A 19,250-nucleotide genomic window follows, 5' to 3' on the forward strand; every position below is an offset into this window, starting at 1 on the left:
CACCACCACGAGGTCTGACACCCAGACCTCGTGGTCGTCCACGGCCACGAGGTCCGACACCCGTCAGAGGAGCTTCGCGACGGCGTCCGTGGTCTCCGCCCAGACCCGGGGGAACTCCTCCCACGCGCGCGCGGCCCCGGCCCGTTCCACGCCGGTCAGCACGCCGTAGGTGAACGTGTCCTCCCCGGCCAGGCGGGCGTTCGCGGCCTCGGCCGCGAGCCGCTCCTGCGCGACGACGCCGTCCATGTGGGTGCCCAGCACCTCCTGCACGTCCTCCGCCCGCGCGGCCAGCTTCTTCATGCCGAGCACCTCGGCGGTGTAGCGGGCCCGCTTGGCCGCCTTACGCACGTCGTGCATGGCGACCTCGCGCTCGGACTCGTTCTCGATGGCCTGGGCGGTGTCGTAGGCCCTGGTGACCCGGCGCCAGCTCTTGGCGGCGACGGTGTCCAGGGTGTCGGCGGGCTTCTGCGCGGCCTTGGTGAGCACCGGGGTGCCGGTCAGGTCGTCGAGGGCGTCGAGCAGGGCGAAGTAGCGCTCCCCGCCGAGGGTGTCCCTGATCCTGTCGAGAGCCTCGTGCTCGTCGTCCAGCAGGTCGGAGCTGAGGCGCGCCCTGACCGGGCCCACGATCAGCCCGTCGTCCAGGCTGTCGAGCCTGCGGGCGAACCGCTCCCGGACGACCTCCAGGTCACGCGCCTCGCCGAGGACCGTGCCGAGCCACTTGAGCTCCTCCTGGAGGTTCTCGGTCCCCTCGACGACCGTCCTGAACGACTTCAGCGCGCTGCGGAGCCGCCGGGCGGCGACGCGCATCTGGTGGACGGCGTCCTCCTCCGCCTTCCTGACCCGGGGGTCCTGCGCGAGCAGCGCGCCGGCCTGGGAGGCGAGGTAGCCGACGACGACCTCGCCCGCCGACCCCGGAGCGGTCTCGGCGCGCGGATGCTCCGAGACCGCTCCGGCGCCGCCGAGCAGGCGCGCGAGCTTGCTGGCCGCGTCGGCGGGGGTGGCCCCGGCCTTGCCCAGCCGCTTGCCGACCTTCTTCAGCAGTTTCTCGTCGCCCTCGATCAGCTCCGCCTCGACCTCGCGCCAGCGCTCGACATGAGGTTCCTCGCCGAACACGGTGCCCTTGACCCGGTCGTCGGCGATCTCGACCAGCCTCACCCCCGCGCCGTTGACCAGGGTGGTGACGGCGCGGCGGGTGTCCAGCTCGGCGATGGGCGCGAGCGGGGCGCCCCGGGTGTAGGCGAGCACCAGGTCCGCCAGCTCGGCGGGGACGATCTTGGCGCTCCGGGTCAGCGGTTGGGTGATCTCCTGCCGTACGCCCTTGGCCTTGGGAAGTTTGAGGTGCCAGCCCGGATCGGTGCCGCCCCTGCGCCTGCGCAGGGTGATCCCCCGCGCGGCGAGTCTCAGATCGGGCGTGTCGAAGTAAAGAGCGACCAGCTGGTGGGTCTTCGGGCCCACGACCTCCGTCGAGCCGGGAAGGCCCGTGAGGTCCGGCAGCTGGTAGTCCACCGGCACGTCGAACTTGTCCTCGATCTCTATTCCCACAGGTCATCCCCAGATTTGCCCAGATTTCCACCATGTCTTCGCAGTGTTTATTGATGCCCTGTTATACGTCCGGGAACCCCGTCCTGTCGCCTTCGAGGCCGCCGGGACGACGGCGCCGCCGTCCGCCCGGCCGGGGGCGGGGTCATGAGGGTGTCCGGGCCTGGCCGGCCGGACGCGCGGGTGAGGTGACCGCCTCCCGGCGCGCTCGGGTCACGGAGGCGACGTGGCCGCCTCCCGCCGACCGGGTCACGGGGCGGGGATCACGTTCTCCGGGTGCCGCAGGCGTACGGGGGTGAAGAGGGCGGCCACCGCGATCAGCAGGCAGCAGACGCCCGCGAGGACGAAGACCGGGGTGGCGCCGAAGCGGGCCGCGCCCCAGGTGAGGGCGGCGGCGCCGACGGGCCCCATGGAGAAGTGGATGGTCCAGAACGCCGAGGTGACCCGCCCGAGCAGATGGTCCGGGGTCACCTGCTGGCGCAGGGACATGGAGCAGATCCCCGCGACGCTCACGCAGCCGAGGTAGAGGGCCACGATGACGGCCATCCCCCAGACGGAACCCGCGAATCCGGCACCGACGATCGCGAGTCCGGCCACGGCGTGCGCGCCGATCCACGCGGGGCCGAAGCCCGCACGCGCGCGCAGGCGCGCGACCAGGAGGGAGCCGATCACCGTGCCGACCGCGGCGATGCCGAGGACCACCCCGACGGCGGAGTCGGGCTGCCCCAGATCGCCCTTGAGCCGGTAGATCACGAGGTCGGTCAGCCCGAGCGTCAGGAAGACGAAGAACGACAGCAGGACGGTCAGCACGCGCAGCACCGGATGGCGCCACAGGAACACCGCCCCGGCCAGGAGCTCGCGCCACGGCCGCTCCCGTACGGCGAGCACCGCGGGGCCGCCGGTGTCCCGGGGGATGCGGATCAGACAGACCCCGATCGCGGACACCGCGAAGCTCGCGGCGTTGATGCCGATCGCGGCGGTCAGGCCGAATTTTCCGGCCACCACCCCGGCCAGCATCGGGCCGAGGATCCCCGCCGCGGCGGCGGTCGCGTAGAGCTTGCCGTTGGCGTCGGTGACGCGCCCGCCGCCGACGAGGTTGCGCACCGCGGTCACGTAGGTGACCTGGAAGACCATGCCGACGGCCTCGGCCAGCGGCAGCACCACGTAGAGCAGCCAGATCCGCGGTCCCGTCGTCCAGGCGAGCGGGATCAGCGCGTACAGGACGAGCCTGGCGAGGTCGCAGACGATGAGCAGCGTGCGCCGGTCGAACCGGTCGACGAGAACCCCGGCGAACACTCCGGCGACGACCGAGGCCACGCCCGAGACACCGGTCAGCAGGCCCATCTGCGCGACGGATCCCGTCACGTTCAGGATGAGCAGGGGAACGGCGATGAGGGCGAACGAGTCACCGGCCACCGAAAGGGTCTGCGCGCCCCAGAATATGCCGAAGGAACGATCCCGCCACAGAGGGCGTGGCGCTTCCGGCCTGGAACCCTCTGTTTCCTCCACCGGCCCCCTGACACCCGTCCGGCACATCGCCGCGTCACGTCCCGCAGCCGGTCACGACCGCGTCCTCACGGCCCCGCCCCGGCAGCCCGCGGACCGGCCCACGTCCACCGAACCACGCCGGCCACAACCGGATCAAGAAACTTTCCGGTTGTGGCCGGACGAGAACATCTGCGGCCCGGACGGCGCTCACCTCCGGGCGACCACGAAGACCCTGCGGAAGGGGAAGACCGTGCCGTGCGGTCCGCGCGGGTAGGCCTCGCGGAGCGGGGCGGCGCAGTCGGCGAGGAAGGCTTCGGCCTCGGCGGGATCCAGGCGGTCGAGCACGGGGCGCAGGGCGGTGCCGGTGATCCAGGTGAGCACGGCGTCGTCGCCGGGGAGGACGTGCAGGTAGGTGGTCTCCCACGCGTCCACCCGGCAGCCCAGGCCTGTGAGCAGGTCGAGGTAGGCGGCCGGGTCGTCGACCGGGGAGGGACGGACCAGGTCGCCCAGCCGGTCGCGCCACGTCGTCCGGCACAGCTCGCGGACCAGGGCGTGGCTGGGGGCGTCGAAGTTGCCGGGGACCTGGAAGGCGAGCCAGCCGCCGGGGGCGAGGGCCTCCACCCAGCGCGGCAGCAGCTCGCGGTGCTCGGGCACCCACTGCAGGACGGCGTTGGACACGATCACGTCGACCGGGTGCGCGGGGCGCCACCGCGTGACGTCGTCGACGGAGAAGGTCAGCGAGCCGCCCGCGGGGGCCTTCTCGATCATGGCGGGCGAGGAGTCGAACCCGTGGACGCGGGCGCCGGGCCACCGCCTGGCGAGCTCGGCGGTCAGCTCGCCGGTGCCGCAGCCCGCGTCGACCACGTGGCCGGGGCGCTCCGCGGCTATCCTGGAAACAAGATCGAAGAACGGCCGCGAGCGCTCGCCGGCGTAGCGGCCGTAGATCACCGGGTCCCACATATCTCTTGACATCAAGACAATTGATATCCGGCAAGATATCTCGATGTCAAGACAGATAGACTCGCGGCATGACCCTGCACCACGCGGACCATGAGTCCGGGCGTCCGTCCGCCGCGAAGGACGAGACCGTCACGGCCGGCGCGCTCGACAGGGACCCCGACGGGGACGAGGTCGACCTGCTGGTCGCCGCCTGGCGCCAGGAACGTCCCGATCTCGACGTGGAGCCGCTCCAGGTGCTCAGCCGGGTCTCCCGGCTCGCCCGCCACCTCGACCGCGCCCGCCGGGCCTCCTTCGCCGAGCACGGCCTGGAGACCTGGGAGTTCGACGTGCTCACCGCCCTGCGCCGAGCCGGGGAGCCGTACGAGATGAGCCCGGGAGCCCTGCTCCGCGCGACGCTGGTGACCTCCGGGACGATGACCAACCGGATCGACCGGCTGGCCGCGGCCGGGCTGGTCAGGCGGCGCCCCGACCCCGAGGACCGGCGCGGCGTCCTGGTCTCGCTGACCGACGCCGGGCGGACGCGCGTGGACGGCGCCTTCGCCGACCTGCTGCGCCGCGAGCGCGAGCTCCTGTCCGGCCTGGGAAAACGCGAACAGCAGGCCCTTTCGAGCCTGCTGCGCACGTTGCTCGTCCCTTTCGACACCACCGACACCGGAGTGCGCTGACCCTTCGTACCCCCCGAGGAAGATCCAAACGTGGATCTTCCTCGATCTGAGACGAGTTCGGCCTATTCCCCCAGGCGGTCGGCGAGCTCCAGCCACTCGCTCTCGATCGACTCCTTCTCCGCGAGGATCTCCTTCAGCTGCGCGTCGAGCGAGGCCAGCCGCTCGTAGTCGGCGGCGGCGTCGGCCATGGACGCGTGCAGCTTCGCCTCCCGGCCACTCAGCTTGTCGAGCTGGCGCTCCATCCGGGAGAGCTCCTTGCGGAGGTCGCGCTCGTCCTTGGCGGACAGGCCGGGAGCCGTCTCCTTCGCGCCGGTGGACGAGGTCGCCGAGGCCGTGCCGGACACCGCGCCGGACGCCGCCCGCGCGGACAGGGCCGCCCCCGAGGCGCGCCGGGCCAGGTATTCGTCCACCCCGCCGGGGAGCATCGACAGCTTGCGGTCGCCGAGCAGGGCGACGGTCCTGTCGGTGACCCGCTCCAGGAAGTAGCGGTCGTGGCTGACCAGGATCAGCGTGCCGGGCCAGCCGTCGAGCAGGTCCTCCAGCTCGTTGAGCGTCTCGATGTCGAGGTCGTTGGTCGGCTCGTCGAGCAGCAGCACGTTGGGGTCGTCCATGAGGAGGCGGAGCAGCTGCAGGCGGCGCCGCTCGCCGCCGGACAGGTCGCCGACGACCTTCCACTGCGCGTCGCCCTTGAAGCCGAGGCGCTCCAGCAGCTGGGAGGCCGTCCACTCCTTCTTGCCGACCTGGATGAACTTGCGGACCTCCTCGACGGTCTCCAGCACCCGGCGCTCCGGGTCGAGCTCGCCCAGTTCCTGCGACAGGTGCGCCAGGCGGACCGTCTTGCCGCGGACGAGCCTGCCCGAGTCGGGGTGCACCGTACCGGCGAGCAGGCGGAGCAGCGAGGACTTGCCCGACCCGTTCACGCCGATCAGGCCGACCCGGTCACCGGGGCCGAACTGCCAGGTCGAGTGGTCGAGGACCATCGGGCCCTGACCGGGGCCCCCGGCGTGCAGGGTGACGTCCTCGAGGTCGTAGACCGTGCGGCCCAGCCGGGCGGCGGCGAACTTGACCAGCTCGACGCTCTCCCTGGCGGGCGGCTCGTCGGCGATCAGCGCCTGGGCGGCGTCGATGCGGAACTTGGGCTTGGACGTGCGCGCGGGCGGGCCCCGGCGGAGCCAGGCGATCTCCTTGCGCATCAGGTTCTGGCGGCGGGCCTCGGTGGAGGCCGCGACCCGGGCGCGCTCGGCCTTGGCCAGCACGTACGCGGCGTACCCGCCCTCGTAGCGCTCGACCGCGCCGTCCACGACCTCCCACGTCCTGGTGGAGACCGCGTCCAGGAACCACCGGTCGTGGGTCACGACCACCAGCGCGGTCCTGCGGCCCGCCAGGTGCCTGGCGAGCCAGTCGATGGCCTCGATGTCGAGGTGGTTGGTCGGCTCGTCCAGGATGATCAGGTCGTGCTCGTCGATGAGCAGCTTGGCCAGGGCCGTACGGCGCCGCTCACCGCCCGACAGGCTCCCTGCGAGCGCAGTCAGGTCGATGTCGCCGAGCAGGCTGGCGAGGATCTCGCGGATGCCCGCGTCACCCGCCCACTCGTGCTCGGACCTGTCGCCGAGGACGATCTCGCTCACCGAGCGCGCCGGATCGAGGTCGTCACCCTGCGACAGCGAGCCCACCTGGAGCCCCCGGTTGTGGGTGACCCGTCCGCTGTTCGGCTTGAGGTCGCCGGCGAGCACCGAGATGAGGGTGGTCTTGCCGCCGCCGTTGCGGCCGACCACGCCGATGCGGTCGCCCACCTCGATGCCGAGGGAGACGTCGCGGAGCAGGGGCTTGGGACCGTAGGAGTGGGAGACCGACTCAAGATTGACCAGATTCATCGCTTCCCAAGCGTATCCGCTCCCGGCCGGCGCGCTCCCCCGCGACTACACGATCACCGGGCCGGGGACGGGGCCGTGCGCGGTGATGACGTCGCGCGCCACCCCGGCGTCCTTCAGGGAGGCCGCCAGCTCACCCGCGTGGGCCTCGGAGCGGGCGAGGAAGGCGCAGGTGGGCCCGGAGCCGGAGACCAGCGAGCCGAGGGCCCCGTGCGCGCGGCCGGTGTCCAGCGTGCGGGCCAGGGATCCGCGCAACATCACCGCGGCGGGCTGCAGGTCGTTGCGGAGCTCGGCGCCCAGGGTCTCCGCGTCCCCCTCGCGCAGCGCGGCCAGCAGCGGCTCGGCGGCCTGGGGCCAGGCGACCCGCTCGCCGGTCGCCTGGCGGAGGCGGTCGCACTCGGCGTAGACCGTGGCCGTGGACAGCCCGCCGTCGGCGAGCGCGAACACCCAGTGGAAGGTGCCCGCGATGTCCAGCGGGGTGAGCCGCTCGCCCCTGCCGGTGCCGACGGCCGTACCGCCGAGCAGCGCGAACGGGACGTCGCTGCCGAGGTCGGCGGCGATCTCCATCAGGTCCTCGATCGGCAGGCCGAGGCCCCACAGCTCGTTGCAGGCGACCAGGGCCGCGGCGGCGTCGGCGCTGCCGCCCGCCATGCCGCCCGCCACCGGGATCGACTTGCGGATGAGCAGGTTCACGCCGTACGAGCGGCCGGCGTGCCCGGCCAGCGCGAGGGCGGCCCTGATCGCGAGGTTGTCGCGGTCCTCCGGCACCTGGTCGGCGGACTCGCCCTCCACCCGGACGCTCATCCCGGTCTCCGCGGTGGCCGTGACCTCATCGAAGATCGAGACGGCGTGGAAGACGTTGACGAGGTCGTGGTAGCCGTCGTCCCGCAGCGGCCCGACGGCGAGCTGCAGGTTGACCTTCGCGGGCACGCGGACGGTCACGGAGTTCATGCGTCCCCCATCAGGGCTCGCTCACTGGTCACGACGTCAGATCGTAACGGGATCCTTCCGCCGCGCACACAAACCGACCGGCGAATCACGCTACACACCGCTTTCCGCCGCGCCATCCGCCGCGCTTTCCGTCGTACGGTGCTCGGCGATTCGCGCGAAGTCCTCGACGGTGAGCTGCTCGCCGCGCTCGGAGGGGTCGATGCCCGCGGCCCGCAGCGCCCGCTCGGCCGCGGGGGCCGTACCCGCCCAGGAGGCGAGGGCGGCGCGGAGGGTCTTGCGGCGCTGGGCAAAGGCGGCGTCCACCACCGCGAAGACCTCCTCGCGGGTGGCCACGGTCGTGGGCGGTTCCCGCCGGACCATCGCGACCAGGCCGGAGTCGACGTTGGGAACCGGCCAGAAGACCGTACGGCCGACGGGACCGGCCCGGCGGACGTCGGCGTACCAGGCGGCCTTGACCGAGGGGATGCCGTACACCTTGGAGCCCGGGGCCGCGGCCAGCCGGTCGGCGACCTCGGCCTGCACCATGATCAGGACCTTGCCCAGCGACGGCTGCGTCTCCAGCAGGTGCAGCACCACCGGCACGGACACGTTGTAGGGGAGGTTGGCGACCAGCGCGGTCGGCCTCTCCTCCGGCAGCTCCGCAGGCAGCACGCGCATGGCGTCGGCGAGCACCACGGTGAGACGGCCGGCGAGCTCGGGGGCGTGCTCGGCGACGGTCAGGGGGAGCTGGGCCGCGAGGACGGGGTCGATCTCCACGGCGATCACGCCGCGGACCTCGGGAAGCAGCGCGAGCGTGAGCGACCCCAGCCCGGGACCGACCTCGATGACGACGTCGTCGGGCTCGAGCCCGGCCACCCGCACGATCTTGCGGACCGTGCCCGCGTCGATCACGAAGTTCTGGCCGAGCTTTTTTGTGGGACGAATGTTGAGCTTGTTCGCCAAAATACGTATTTCTGCAGGACCAAGAAGGTTCATGCTGGTTCTCCGCACGGCGGTCTGAACCCGGCATCCGCCGGTCCGCCGTGGTCTTCGACTCGTTTGTCTCGATCACCCAAGGTTGCTCTCCCATGCCATCCGACCAGTTTCCCGCACCGAAGACGATGCAAAGACGCTCGATGAAGCGCGAGGGGTTCCGTTGTGGATAACGTTGCCGTACGGGGGCCCAACGGTGAGAAAGGGAATCTTCCCGGTGAAGAGGACGTGAACCAGCCCGGTGTCGAAGGGCTGCGCCCCGCCGACCCCGAGCAGATCGGGAGTTACCGTCTGCTCGGACGTCTCGGCGAGGGCGGGATGGGAACCGTCTACCTGGCGCTGGCGCCGACGGGGAGGCCGGTCGCGCTCAAGGTGGTGAAGGCGGAGTTCGCGGTCGAGGAGGGCTTCGCGGCGAGGTTCCACACGGAGGTCGAGAACGCCCGGCGGGTGGCCTCGTTCTGCACCGCCCAGGTGCTGGACAACGGCAACGACGACGACGGCCGGCCGTACATGGTCACCGAGTACATCGCGGGCACGCCGCTGTCCCGCCAGATCACCGAGCACGGCGCCCTGGAGCAGGGCACCCTGCACGGCGTGGCCCTGGGGGTGGCGGCGGCGCTGGCCGCGATCCACGTCGCCGGGCTGGTGCACCGGGACCTCAAGCCCGCCAACGTGATCCTGTCCATGTCGGGGCCCCGCGTGATCGACTTCGGCATCGCCAGGGCCCTCGACTCCACGCACAGTTTCACCCGCTCGGGCGAGGTGCTCGGCAGCCCCGGCTGGTGGGCCCCCGAGCAGGTGCGCGGCCTGGAGATCACCCCGGCCGCCGACGTCTTCGCCTGGGGCTGCCTGGTCGCGTACGCGGGCAACGGCCGCCACCCCTACGGGCGGGGCGACATGATGACCATGGCCACCCGGCTGCTCACCACCCCGCCCGACCTGGGCGCGCTTCCCGCCCCGCTGAACGAGCTGGCGCGCCGCGCGACCGAGATGGACCCCTACCAGCGGCCCAGCGCCCAGGACCTGCTGATCGCCCTGGTCGGCGGCGGGATCGCGGCACCGGCCGCCCCCGCTCCCGTCCGGGCCGACCCGCCCACGCTGATCGCCACCGACCTGCTGAACGAGTCGTGGGAGCCGCCCGCCAACGTGGAGCCCGACTCCACCCAGACCCTCAGCGCGCTGAACCTGGAGGCGGGGTTCAGCGACCCGGCCACGGCACCGACGCCCATCCCCGGATCGATTCCCGTCCGGGGTCCGGCGGACCCGTCCTCCGTACCGGCCTCGTTCACGGCCCCCGGGGCGGCCTTCACGGCCGCGCCCCCGGAGACCGCGGCGCCCGGCCCGTCCACGGCACCGGCGCCCTCCGGGTCCCGGACGACACCGGCGCCCCGCACGGCGCCGGCCTCTCCGGCCACGCCGCCGGAGCCGTCAGGGCCGCCGGGGTCGCCGGACTCCCTGACGGCGCCGCCGGAGCGGACCTCGCCGCCGAACCCGCTCCCGTACCCCATGCGGGCCGAGCCCACGACGTCACCGTCGCGCCCGTTCACGGCCCCCTTCCAGGCCCCGGCGTCCGGCCGGGCGCCGGGCGGCGCACCAGTCCGGGAAGCGGGTCAGGGGCCTGCCCGGGGACAGGGACAGGGACAGAGCCGGGCGCGGGATCAGGCGCAGGGCTGGGCGCGGGATCAGGCACCGGGTCAGGTGCCCACCCTGCCTCCGTCGCCTCCGTCGCCCCCGTCGGGCTTCCAGGTCCAGCCAGGGTCGGACACACCGGCCGCGAAGGGCTCGGCGCCCCGGCGGCGCTGGCTGTTCGCCGGACTGGCCGTGCTCGTGGCACTGGCCGTCACGGTCGTCGTCCTGTTGAACATCCCCGGGGGAAACCCGAACGGCCAGGGTCAGGCGCGGACGGGCACCACCGGAGAGACCGGCGACCTCGCCGGTACCGGCGCCGGCGACGTGGGCCGCACGATCACGACCGGCTCCTTCATCGGGGATCCGCGGCTGATCGTCCCGCGCACCCCGGCCTGCGGCCTCACCTCCTACGGGAACGCCACGTCGGCGAAGGGCCGGTTCTGCACGGTCCCGTTGACGCTGATCAATCCCGGCGGAGAACCGGTCCAGCTCGGCGACAGCACCGCGATCACCCTGGTCGACGATCGCGGCGCGACGCACTCCCCCGAGCGGGTGTCGACGGCCCTGCCCCCCGCCCTGCCCCCCGGGACGAAGGCGGAGGCCCTCCTGGTCTTCGATCTTCCCCCGGCCCGCAAGCCCGCCAAGCTGACCGGCGTGATGATCAAGGAAGGCAGGACCATCGAGGTGAGACTGTCTTGAGGCTGCTGCTCTCCCTCGCGGCGACGGCCGCGATCGCGCTCCCCGCCCCCGGGGCCGCCGAGGCGCTCACCGCGCCCGCCAGGCCCCTCGCGGCCGGATCCGGCACCGCTTCGGCCGCTTCGCCGGCCCCGGCCGCCTCGGCCGCCTCGCCCGCCGACTGCACCGGGGCGGGTGTGAGCGACTTCGACGGCGACGGCCTGGAGGACTCCGCGGTCGGCGACCCCTTCGCCAACCCCGGCGGGCTGACCGGTGCGGGAGCCGTCCACGTGCTGTTCGGCCGGGGAGAGGGCGGGAAGGCCGTGACCGTCCCCCAGACGAAGGCGGGGGACGCCTTCGGATGGTCGGTGCGGCTGGCCAAGGTCGACGGCGACGGCTGCGCGGACCTGCTCGTCGGCGCCCCGTACGCGGACGTGGCGGGCCGTACGGACGCCGGCGCGGTCTACGTGGTGTACGGCGGCCCCCGGGGCAGGACGGTCCGCCTGGTCTCCGCCGAGCCGGAGGCCGACGCCCACTTCGGCTGGTCCCTGGCCTCCGGCGGGACGCTGGTGGCGGTCGGAGCCCCGCACGAGAACGCCGGGGGCACGGCCGACTCCGGCGCGGTCCACCTGTTCGACGCCGCGACGCCCGGCACGGGCCGGCGGATCTCCCAGGAGACCGAGGGCATCTCGGGCAACGGCGAGGTCGGCGACATGTTCGGCTGGTCACTGGCGATCGGCAGGCTCGGCGGCACCCCGGACGAGCCGGATCTCGCGGTCGGGGTGCCGTACGAGAACGACGACGGGGCGGGGCGCCAGGCCGGCGCGGGCAAGCTCGACTCGGGGTCGATCGCGGTGATCTACGACGTGCGCGAGGCCAGGGAGGAGTACCGGAACAGGAAGTGGGACCTGCGTGAGGTGGCCAGGTCCGAGGAGGGTGACCGGTTCGGCTACGCGATGGCCTACGCCGAGCAGGGGGACGTCGGCTACCTCGCGGTGAGCGCCCCGCTCGGCGACGGCGGGGAGGTGAAGGACTCCGGCCTCGTCCAGCTGTTCCAGTCCTCCGGCGTCCAGGAGATCAGCCCGATCGCCACCCTCCACCAGGGTGCGGAGGGGGCCGAGGGCGAGGGCTACGGATTCTCGCTGGCCTTCACCGGCGAGGGCGCGGGAGAGATCAGGCTCGCCGTGGGCGTGCCCTTCGACGGCACCGGCGGGCAGGGCGGCGTGCGACTGATCACGATGGGCGAGCCGGACGCGGGCACGCTGGTCACCCAGAGCGAGGCGGGCGACCACTTCGGCTGGTCGGTCGGGTTCAGCGGCAACCGGCTGGTCGTCGGGGCGCCCGACAGGGGAGGCGCCGGAGCGGTCGTCCTGCTGGGCCGCAACGACACCGAGGGCACCCCGCTCTCACCGGGCGCGGGGAAGATCCCCACCCTCGAAGGTGCCGCCTCCGCCGACTTCGGCGCCGCCGTGGGCTGAGGTCTACGGCCCGGTCGCCGCCCCGGTCGCCATGGGCGCGGACTCCCGGCTCCGGACCGGCTCCGGCTCCGGCGCCGGCGCCGCGGTGGGCTGACCCCGGTAAGAGTCACCAGGAGCCGAAGACGGTCTCCCCGTTGGCGCTGATGGCGGTGGCGAGGTCGGCGAGGTCGGCCGCCTTGACCTCGGCGAGGCAGCGCAGCGTGAGCGGTATGAGGTAGGGCGCGTTGGGTTTGCCCCGGTGGGGGGTGGGCGGCAGGTAGGGCGCGTCGGTCTCGACGAGGATCAGCTCCCTCGGCGCGACCCGCGCGGCCTCGCGGAGGTAGGCGGCGTTCTTGTAGGTGACCGGACCGGAAAACGACATGAAATATCCGGCGGCGACGCACCGTTTCGCCATCTCGGCGTCACCGGAGAAGCTGTGGAACACCACGACCTCGGGGGCGCCCTCCTCGGCCAGCACGCGCAGCACGTCGTCGTGGGCCTCGCGGTCGTGGATCACCAGGGCCTTGCCGGTCCGCTTGGCGATCTCGATGTGCGCGCGGAAGCTGGCGTGCTGGTCGTCCTTCGACGCCCAGTCGCGGTAGTAGTCGAGACCGGTCTCCCCCACCGCCCTGACGTGGGGCAGGCTGGCCAGCCTCTCGATCTCGGCGAGGGTCTCCGGCGTCGAGGCGTGCGCCTCGTTGGGGTGGATGGCCACCCCGGCGTAGACATCCGCGTGGAGGGCGGCCGTCTCGGCGTTCCAGCGCGAGGACGGCAGGTCGTAGCCGATCGTGACGAGCCGCGTCACGCCGACGGCGCGGGCCTCGTCGAGGATGCCCTCGACGCTCGCCCGGGCCGCCTGCGCGGCCTGGGCGACCGGATCCCCCGAGGACGCCTGGCGGTTGCCCACCATGATGTCCAGGTGGCAGTGGCTGTCGAACACCTCTGCCGGCAGCGGTCTGGGTGCGTCGGGAAGCTTCGGCGTGCTCACGGCGTCCAACCTACCGAGAAGCCGGCGCGGCCCGCGCCCGGTGCCGGGCGCGGGCCGCGAGAGCTCCGGGTGCGGGCCCGCGGAGAGCCCTGGGTGCGGGCCCGCGGAAAGTTCTGAGCGCGGGACACGAGAGCCCTGAGCGCGGGTCCGCGGAGGGCTCTGGGCGCGCCCTGGGTGCGGGCCCGCGGGGAGCCCGGCCTACTCGCCCAGGCGGGCCAGCTCCTCCTCGACGATCTTCGGGTCGAGCTTCACGAACAGCGGGGTCGGCGGGGCGAGCGGGAAGCCCACCCGGATCGGGGACGACTCCCAGCGCGCGGCGCCGTCGTAGGAGCCGGTGATGATCGGGTAGGTCCTGCCGTCGTCGTCGGTGACCTCCTGGATCTCCGGCATGCCCGTCCAGACGCCGGTGCCGCCGAGCATCGCGTAGATCTTGTTGGAGGAGTTGGGCAGGACCGGGGTGAGCAGCGTCTTGGCGTCGTCCACGACCTGCAGGGCGACGTGCAGGATGGTCTTCACCCGAGCGGGGTCGTCCTTGATCTTCCAGGGCTCCTGCTCGGCCAGGTACCGGTTCGCCTCGCGGATGACCTCGAACGCCTCGTTCGTCGCGTTCTTGAACCGGCAGTGCTCGAACTCGGCGGCGACCTTCGGGAAGGCCGCGCGGCTGCGCTCCAGCATCGCGCGGTCGGCGTCGGTGAGCTCGCCCGCCTCGGGGATGACCCCGAAGTTCTTGGCGGCCATCGAGATCGAGCGGTTCACCAGGTTGCCCCAGGCCGCCACCAGCTCGCCGTTGTTGCGGTTGAGGAACTCCGACCAGGTGAAGTCGGTGTCCTGGTTCTCCGGGCCCGCCACGGCGATGTAGTAGCGCAGCGCGTCGGCGTCGTAGCGCTCCAGGAAGTCGCGCACGTAGATGACCACCGAGCGGGAGGAGGAGAACTTGCGCCCCTCCATGGTCAGGAACTCGCTGGAGACGACCTCGGAGGGCAGGTTCAGCGCGCCGAGGGAGCCCGGCTCGCCGTCACGGGCGCCCTGGCCGTTGTAGCCGAGCAGCATCGCCGGCCAGATCTCCGCGTGGAAGACGATGTTGTCCTTGCCCATGAAGTAGTAGCCGAGGGCCTCGGGGTCCTGCCACCACCGGCGCCAGGCCTCGGGGTCGCCGGAGCGGCGGGCCCACTCGATGGAGGCGCTGAGATAGCCGATGACCGCGTCGAACCAGACGTAGAGCCGCTTGTTGGCCTGGTCGTCCCAACCCTCCAGCGGGATCGGCACGCCCCAGTCGAGGTCGCGGCTGATCGCACGGGGGTGCATGTCGCCGAGCATGTTGAGGGCGAACTTCAGCACGTTGGGCCGCCAGTCGCCCTCCTTGGAGGACAGCCACGACGCCAGGACCTCGGCGAACGCGGGCAGGTCGAGCATGAAGTGCTCGGTCTCCACGAAGATCGGGGTCTCGCCGTTGACCTTGCTCACCGGGTCGATCAGCTGGATCGGGTCGAGCTGGTTGCCGCAGTTGTCGCACTGGTCGCCACGGGCGCTCTCGTAACCGCAGATCGGGCAGGTGCCCTCGATGTAGCGGTCGGGCAGGGTGCGCCCGGTGGAGGGCGAGATGGCGCCCATCGTGGTCTGGGGGAAGATATAGCCGTTGGCGTGGAGTCCCTTGAAGATCTCCTGCGTGACCGCGTAGTGGTTTTCCGTGGTGGTCCGGGTGAACAGGTCGTAGGAGAGCCCCAGCGCCTGGAGGTCCTCGACGATCACTCTGTTGTAGCGGTCGGCGAGCTCGCGGGCGGTGAGGCCCTCCTTGTCGGCCTGGACCTGGATCGGGGTGCCGTGCTCGTCGGTCCCGCTCACCATGAGGACCTTGTTGCCCGCCATCCGCTGGTAGCGGCTGAAGACGTCGGACGGCACGCCGAATCCGGAGACGTGCCCGATGTGGCGGGGGCCGTTGGCATAGGGCCAGGCGACCGCGGTCAGGATGTGCTGGGACATGGTGCAAGCCTAAGGGACGCGGCCTCGGGCCTTGGTGCTGTCTCGGGTCTCCGCGGCCCTCGACTTTCCGGGAGCTTTTCCCGAAGCCGCCGTGGCGCTCACGGCAGCCGCCGCGTCACCTCACGGCAGCCGCCGTCACCTCACGCGGCCGCGGTGCCGCCGCGCCGCTCACGGCAGCCGCGGGGCCGCCGGCGTGACACCCTCGGCGGGGGCGTCCGCCGGGTCGCCCGCCGCGGCGCGGCTGACGGCCTCGGCGGCCTCCTCAGCGGCGGAGGCGGCCACGTCGATGGGCGTCTCCTTGGTGCGGCGGATGCCCAGGATGCTGATGAACAGCGCCGCGAAGATCGTCTGGAAGCTCACGATCAGCGCGGTGGCCGAGGGCACGACGATGCGCAGCGACTCCGACGGGATCAGCGGGCCGAAGCTGCGCGTCTGCCAGTGGACCAGCGAGGCGACCAGGCCGCCCAGGCCTCCCAGGGCGAGCAGCCCGCCGACGATCAGGCCCTTCTCCAGGCTCACGATGTCGACGAGCTTGCGCACCCTGCGGTCTTCCGGCAGGAAGCCCTCCTCGGCGGCGTACACCTTGGTGAACAGGGCGAACAGCGACGCCTGGAAGCCGATCACCACCATGGCCGAGGCTCCGACCAGGGTGTCGACGTCGAAGGCGAGCTTGCCGATGTAGACCGGGCCGAAGGTGAGGGCGGCGCCCGCGACCAGGCCGAGGGTCATCAGGACCAGGCCGGGGATGAAGAACAGCCAGCGGGGGCTGTAGAGCATCAGGAAGCGCAGGTGGCGCCAGCCGTCGCGCCAGGAGCGCAGGTGCGGCGGGCGGGAGCGGCCGTCGGGCGACAGCGTGGTGGGCACCTCGCGCACGTCCAGCCCGGACAGGGTCGAGCGGACCACCATCTCGCTGGCGAACTCCATGCCGCCGGTCTGCAGGCCGAGCTTGAGGATGGAGTCGCGCCGGAAGCCGCGCAGGCCGCAGTGGAAGTCGCCGATCGCGCTGGGGAAGAACAGGCGGCCGATGAAGGAGAGCACCGGGTTGCCCAGGTAGCGGTGGAGCGGGGGCATGGCGCCCGGCGCGATGCCGCCCTTGAACCGGTTGCCCATCACCAGGTCGGCGCCGTCACGGAGCTGCTCGACGAAGGGCAGCAGCGCCGTGAAGTCGTAGGAGTCGTCCGCGTCGCCCATGATGACGTAGCGGCCGCGGGCCGCGCGGATGCCGCCCATCAGCGCGTTGCCGTATCCCTTGGCGTCGACGTGCACGACCCGGGCCCCGGCCTCGCGCGCGAGCTGCTGCGAGCCGTCCGTGCTGCCGTTGTCGGCGATCAGGACTTCCCCGTCGATCCCGTGCTCCCGCATGCAGGCGAGCGCCTTGCGTACGCAGGTCTCCACGGTCTCCGCCTCGTTCAAGCAAGGCATGACCACGGTCAGTTCCACGTCTCAACCCTTCACTCACTGCACAAGCCAATCTCACCATGATGCCCTCTAGAGTCCCCTGCCCGGGTCAACTCCCTGAAACGGCTGGCATCCTGTAATGCATGGTGACCGTCGCCGACCGCCCCCGCCTGGACGCTCTTCCGCCCGAGCGGGGCGCTCGCCTGCGAGCCTTCCTCTTCCGGCATCGCCTCTTCGTGGCCGCCCTCGCGCTGGCGTTCCTGCTGCGTGTGGTCACCATGCTCGGGTACGGCCCGGCCCTGTGGTTCAACGACTCCTACGAGTACGTCTCGGGGGCCGTCAACCCGAGCCGTCCCAGCGCCCTGCGCCCGAACGGCTACTCCTTCCTGCTCCTGCTGCTGAGGCCCCTGCACAGCTTCGCGCTGGTGGCCTTCGTCCAGCACCTGATGGGCCTGGGCATCGCGGTCCTGATCTACACCCTGCTGCGCGGCAGGTTCGGGCTGCCCGGCTGGGGGGCGACGCTGGCCGCGCTGCCGGTGCTGTTCGACACGTACCAGATCCAGCTCGAACACCTGATCATGTCCGACGTGATGTTCATGCTGCTGGTCGTGGGCGTGATCACGCTGGTGCTCTGGCACCGGCGGATGTCCTGGCGGCTCGGCGCGGTGATCGGGCTGATGCTGGCGCTGACCGCCCTGACCCGGTCCATCGGCCTGCCGATCCTCGCGCTGGTCGTGGTCTACCTGCTGGTCAAGCGCACGGCCTGGAAGACGATCGCGGCGATGATCACCGCGTGCGCCCTCCCGGTGGTCGGCTACATGGCCTGGTTCGCCTCGGCGCACGGCAACTTCGCGATGACCAACAGCGACGGCGCGATCCTCTACATGCGGACGTCGCTCTTCGCCGACTGCACGAAGATGAAGGTCGATCCGCGCGAGGAGCTGGAACTGGCGCTGCTGTGCATCAGCGCGCCGCCGAGCGAGCGCCACTTCTCCGGGCAGAAGTATCTCTGGTGGGCGCAGAACGGCCAGCGCTTCCACGCCTTCGGGGTGGGCAGCACGTTCACCCCGGAGATGAACAAGACCGCGGGCACGTTCGCCCAGCGGGCCATCCTGTCCCAGCCGCTCGACTACCTCGGCATCGTGGCCGGCGACTTCTTCCGCGCCTTCCACTGGGGCAGGCCGCGCTTCCCCGACGTCCAGACCTACGTGCAGTACGAGTTCCCGCTGACGACCAAGGTCCTGCCCGCCTGGTCGTCGTACCAGGGCAACACCGACACCGACGCGCGCAAGTACGACCCGGGCCTGCGGGTCGCGCAGCTCCAGGGGAAGCAGCGCGTGATCGGAACCGACCTGCACGCCCCGTGGGCCGACTTCCTGCAGGGCTACCAGCGCGTCGTCCGGCTGCCCGGCATCGTGCTCGGCGCGCTGCTGCTGGTCGGCCTGGCCGGGGTGGCGGCGCGATGGCGCGCGCTGGGCGGGGCCGTGCTGCTGCCGTGGCTGGCGGCGTTCGGGCTCATCCTGGCCCCGGCGGCGACGGCCGAGTTCGACTACCGCTACCTGCTGCCCGCGGTGCCGCTGGCGTGCCTGGCGGCGGCGATCTCGCTGCGCCACGGGTTCTCCAGGCCCGTCGCCGCCGTGCCGGCCGCCGTCACACCCGGCGACGTCACGTCCGGCGACGTCGTCCCCGGTGATACCCCGACCGGCACGACCGCGATCGGTCCCGCCGCGCCGCCCGCCGTCGCGGACGGCTCCGTCGCGACCGCCCCCGGCGCGCCCGATCCCGTCACACCGGATTCCACCTCGTCCGCTCCTGTCACACCCAGCTCCGGTGTCACACCCAGCTCCGGAACAGCATCCGCGCCCACCACTGGGAGTGCGGGATGAGCTCGGCGACGAGCACCGGGTAGAGCCACCCGAGATTGATCAGCGCGAGGAGCGTGAAGGCCCCGACGACCGCGGCCCCCACCGCCCTGCGGTTGGGCGCGGCGTCCGCCCGTCCGATGATCAGCCCGGCGGCCAGGGTCAGCGCGAGGATCATGAAGGGGAGCATCGTGATCGCGTAGAAGAGATACATGGTGCGGTTGTCGGCGAGGGCGTAGTAGAACCAGGGGAGCCAGCCGGCGGCGTAGCCCAGGAGCACGGTCCCCGCGCGCCAGTCGCGGGTGGCGACGTACCAGGCGATCATGGCGACGAGGGCGGCGAGACCCCCGTACCAGATGACCGGGGTGCCGACCCCGAGCACCGCCTCGGCGCAGCTGTCGGCGCCGCACCCGGTCTTGTTCGGCGGATAGTGGAACGCCACCGGGCGGGACAGCAGCGGCCAGGTCCAGGGGGCCGACTGGTAGTTGTGCCCGGTGCTCAGCCCGGTGTGGAAGCCCAGCACCTGGAAGTGGTAGCTCAGCCACGACCGCAGCGAGTCGAAGACGAAGAATCCCGGGCCCTGCGAGGTCGCCTGTGCCCAGTTTCGGCCCCAGCCCAGCGGCGAGGCGAACCAGCCGGCCCAGGAGACGACGTAGGTGACCACGGGCAGCAGGCCCATCGCCAGCACGACACCGGTCAGGTCCCTGTTCAGCGCCCCCACGTACGGCTTGCGCAGGCCGATCGCGCGGCGGGCGCCGGCGTCCCAGACCAGGGACATCACCGCGAAGGCGACCAGGAAGAAGACCCCCGACCAC

The 19,250-nt window shown here is 72.1% G+C and carries 13 protein-coding genes and 1 pseudogene; 4 read left to right on the forward strand and 10 right to left on the reverse strand.

The window, feature by feature from the left end; translation table 11 throughout:
- Positions 1-63: 63 nt before the first annotated feature.
- The 3 genes from AB0G15_RS41370 to AB0G15_RS41380 all read right to left on the reverse strand — a co-directional run bounded on the left by AB0G15_RS41370 (position 64) and on the right by AB0G15_RS41380 (position 3,999).
- On the reverse strand, positions 64-1,542 hold the full coding sequence (locus tag AB0G15_RS41370; RefSeq protein WP_362851014.1) for a CYTH and CHAD domain-containing protein: 1,479 nt from the start codon (positions 1,540-1,542) through the stop codon (positions 64-66).
- 246 nt (positions 1,543-1,788) lie between these two features.
- A complete protein-coding gene (locus AB0G15_RS41375; RefSeq protein ID WP_362851015.1) occupies positions 1,789-3,075 on the reverse strand; it encodes an MFS transporter in 1,287 nt (428 codons plus the stop codon).
- 159 nt (positions 3,076-3,234) lie between these two features.
- Positions 3,235-3,999 (reverse strand): trans-aconitate 2-methyltransferase, encoded by a 765-nt coding sequence (locus AB0G15_RS41380; RefSeq protein ID WP_362851016.1) that lies wholly within the window; start codon positions 3,997-3,999, stop codon positions 3,235-3,237.
- 56 nt (positions 4,000-4,055) lie between these two features.
- On the opposite strand from AB0G15_RS41380, the gene AB0G15_RS41385 reads away from it, so the two are divergent.
- On the forward strand, positions 4,056-4,652 hold the full coding sequence (locus tag AB0G15_RS41385) for a MarR family winged helix-turn-helix transcriptional regulator (RefSeq protein ID WP_362851017.1): 597 nt from the start codon (positions 4,056-4,058) through the stop codon (positions 4,650-4,652).
- Positions 4,653-4,714: 62 nt separating this feature from the next.
- Here the strand turns inward: AB0G15_RS41385 and AB0G15_RS41390 are convergent, their stop codons facing one another.
- The 3 genes from AB0G15_RS41390 to rsmA form a co-directional block, all read right to left on the reverse strand.
- A complete protein-coding gene (locus AB0G15_RS41390; RefSeq protein ID WP_362851018.1) occupies positions 4,715-6,526 on the reverse strand; it encodes an ABC-F family ATP-binding cassette domain-containing protein in 1,812 nt (603 codons plus the stop codon).
- Between the two features lie 45 nt (positions 6,527-6,571).
- Complete coding sequence (locus AB0G15_RS41395; protein WP_362851019.1) at positions 6,572-7,474, reverse strand: 4-(cytidine 5'-diphospho)-2-C-methyl-D-erythritol kinase; 903 nt, start codon at positions 7,472-7,474, stop codon at positions 6,572-6,574.
- Between the two features lie 90 nt (positions 7,475-7,564).
- The gene (gene rsmA / locus AB0G15_RS41400) at positions 7,565-8,449 is read right to left on the reverse strand and encodes a 16S rRNA (adenine(1518)-N(6)/adenine(1519)-N(6))-dimethyltransferase RsmA (protein WP_362684825.1); all 885 of its coding nucleotides are present in this window, start codon (positions 8,447-8,449) and stop codon (positions 7,565-7,567) included.
- A 225-nt stretch (positions 8,450-8,674) separates the two neighbouring features.
- Here rsmA and AB0G15_RS41405 point away from each other — a divergent pair, with 225 nt between their 5' ends.
- Positions 8,675-10,774 carry a protein kinase gene (locus AB0G15_RS41405; RefSeq protein WP_362851020.1) on the forward strand — a complete coding sequence of 700 codons (2,100 nt, stop codon included), beginning with the start codon at positions 8,675-8,677 and terminating at the stop codon, positions 10,772-10,774.
- The gene (locus AB0G15_RS41410; RefSeq protein WP_362851021.1) at positions 10,771-12,228 is read left to right on the forward strand and encodes a hypothetical protein; all 1,458 of its coding nucleotides are present in this window, start codon (positions 10,771-10,773) and stop codon (positions 12,226-12,228) included. Before AB0G15_RS41405 ends, AB0G15_RS41410 begins: the two co-directional genes overlap by 4 nt.
- Positions 12,229-12,334: 106 nt before the next feature.
- On the opposite strand, the gene AB0G15_RS41415 is transcribed toward AB0G15_RS41410, so the two are convergent.
- The 3 genes from AB0G15_RS41415 to AB0G15_RS41425 form a co-directional block, all read right to left on the reverse strand.
- Complete coding sequence (locus AB0G15_RS41415) at positions 12,335-13,195, reverse strand: TatD family hydrolase (RefSeq protein WP_362851022.1); 861 nt, start codon at positions 13,193-13,195, stop codon at positions 12,335-12,337.
- A gap of 198 nt (positions 13,196-13,393) precedes the next feature.
- Positions 13,394-15,175, reverse strand: coding sequence for a methionine--tRNA ligase (metG, locus tag AB0G15_RS41420; RefSeq protein WP_362851023.1), 1,782 nt, complete (start codon positions 15,173-15,175; stop codon positions 13,394-13,396).
- A gap of 168 nt (positions 15,176-15,343) precedes the next feature.
- Positions 15,344-16,615 carry a glycosyltransferase gene (locus tag AB0G15_RS41425; RefSeq protein WP_362851024.1) on the reverse strand — a complete coding sequence of 424 codons (1,272 nt, stop codon included), beginning with the start codon at positions 16,613-16,615 and terminating at the stop codon, positions 15,344-15,346.
- Between the two features lie 101 nt (positions 16,616-16,716).
- Between AB0G15_RS41425 and AB0G15_RS41430 the strand changes: the two genes are divergently transcribed.
- Positions 16,717-18,459, forward strand: a complete 1,743-nt coding sequence (locus AB0G15_RS41430) for a hypothetical protein (protein ID WP_362851025.1) — start codon at positions 16,717-16,719, stop codon at positions 18,457-18,459.
- Here AB0G15_RS41430 and AB0G15_RS41435 read toward each other — a convergent pair.
- Positions 18,407-19,250: pseudogene (locus AB0G15_RS41435) on the reverse strand (phospholipid carrier-dependent glycosyltransferase); the annotation flags it as partial. The gene AB0G15_RS41430 and the pseudogene AB0G15_RS41435 sit on opposite strands and share 53 nt — an antisense overlap.

Source organism: Streptosporangium sp. NPDC023825 (assembly GCF_040639575.1).
Taxonomy (GTDB): domain Bacteria; phylum Actinomycetota; class Actinomycetes; order Streptosporangiales; family Streptosporangiaceae; genus Streptosporangium.

Excerpts from the sequence above, each read along its gene's own strand:
- AB0G15_RS41375 (WP_362851015.1), bottom strand. The coding sequence starts at position 3,075 with ATGTGCCGGACGGGTGTCAGGGGGCCGGTGGAGGAAACAGAGGGTTCC.
- AB0G15_RS41380 (WP_362851016.1), bottom strand. The coding sequence starts at position 3,999 with ATGTCAAGAGATATGTGGGACCCGGTGATCTACGGCCGCTACGCCGGC.
- AB0G15_RS41385 (WP_362851017.1), top strand. The coding sequence starts at position 4,056 with ATGACCCTGCACCACGCGGACCATGAGTCCGGGCGTCCGTCCGCCGCG.
- AB0G15_RS41390 (WP_362851018.1), bottom strand. The coding sequence starts at position 6,526 with ATGAATCTGGTCAATCTTGAGTCGGTCTCCCACTCCTACGGTCCCAAG.
- AB0G15_RS41395 (WP_362851019.1), bottom strand. The coding sequence starts at position 7,474 with ATGAACTCCGTGACCGTCCGCGTGCCCGCGAAGGTCAACCTGCAGCTC.
- rsmA (WP_362684825.1), bottom strand. The coding sequence starts at position 8,449 with ATGAACCTTCTTGGTCCTGCAGAAATACGTATTTTGGCGAACAAGCTC.
- metG (WP_362851023.1), bottom strand. The coding sequence starts at position 15,175 with ATGTCCCAGCACATCCTGACCGCGGTCGCCTGGCCCTATGCCAACGGC.
- AB0G15_RS41430 (WP_362851025.1), top strand. The coding sequence starts at position 16,717 with ATGGTGACCGTCGCCGACCGCCCCCGCCTGGACGCTCTTCCGCCCGAG.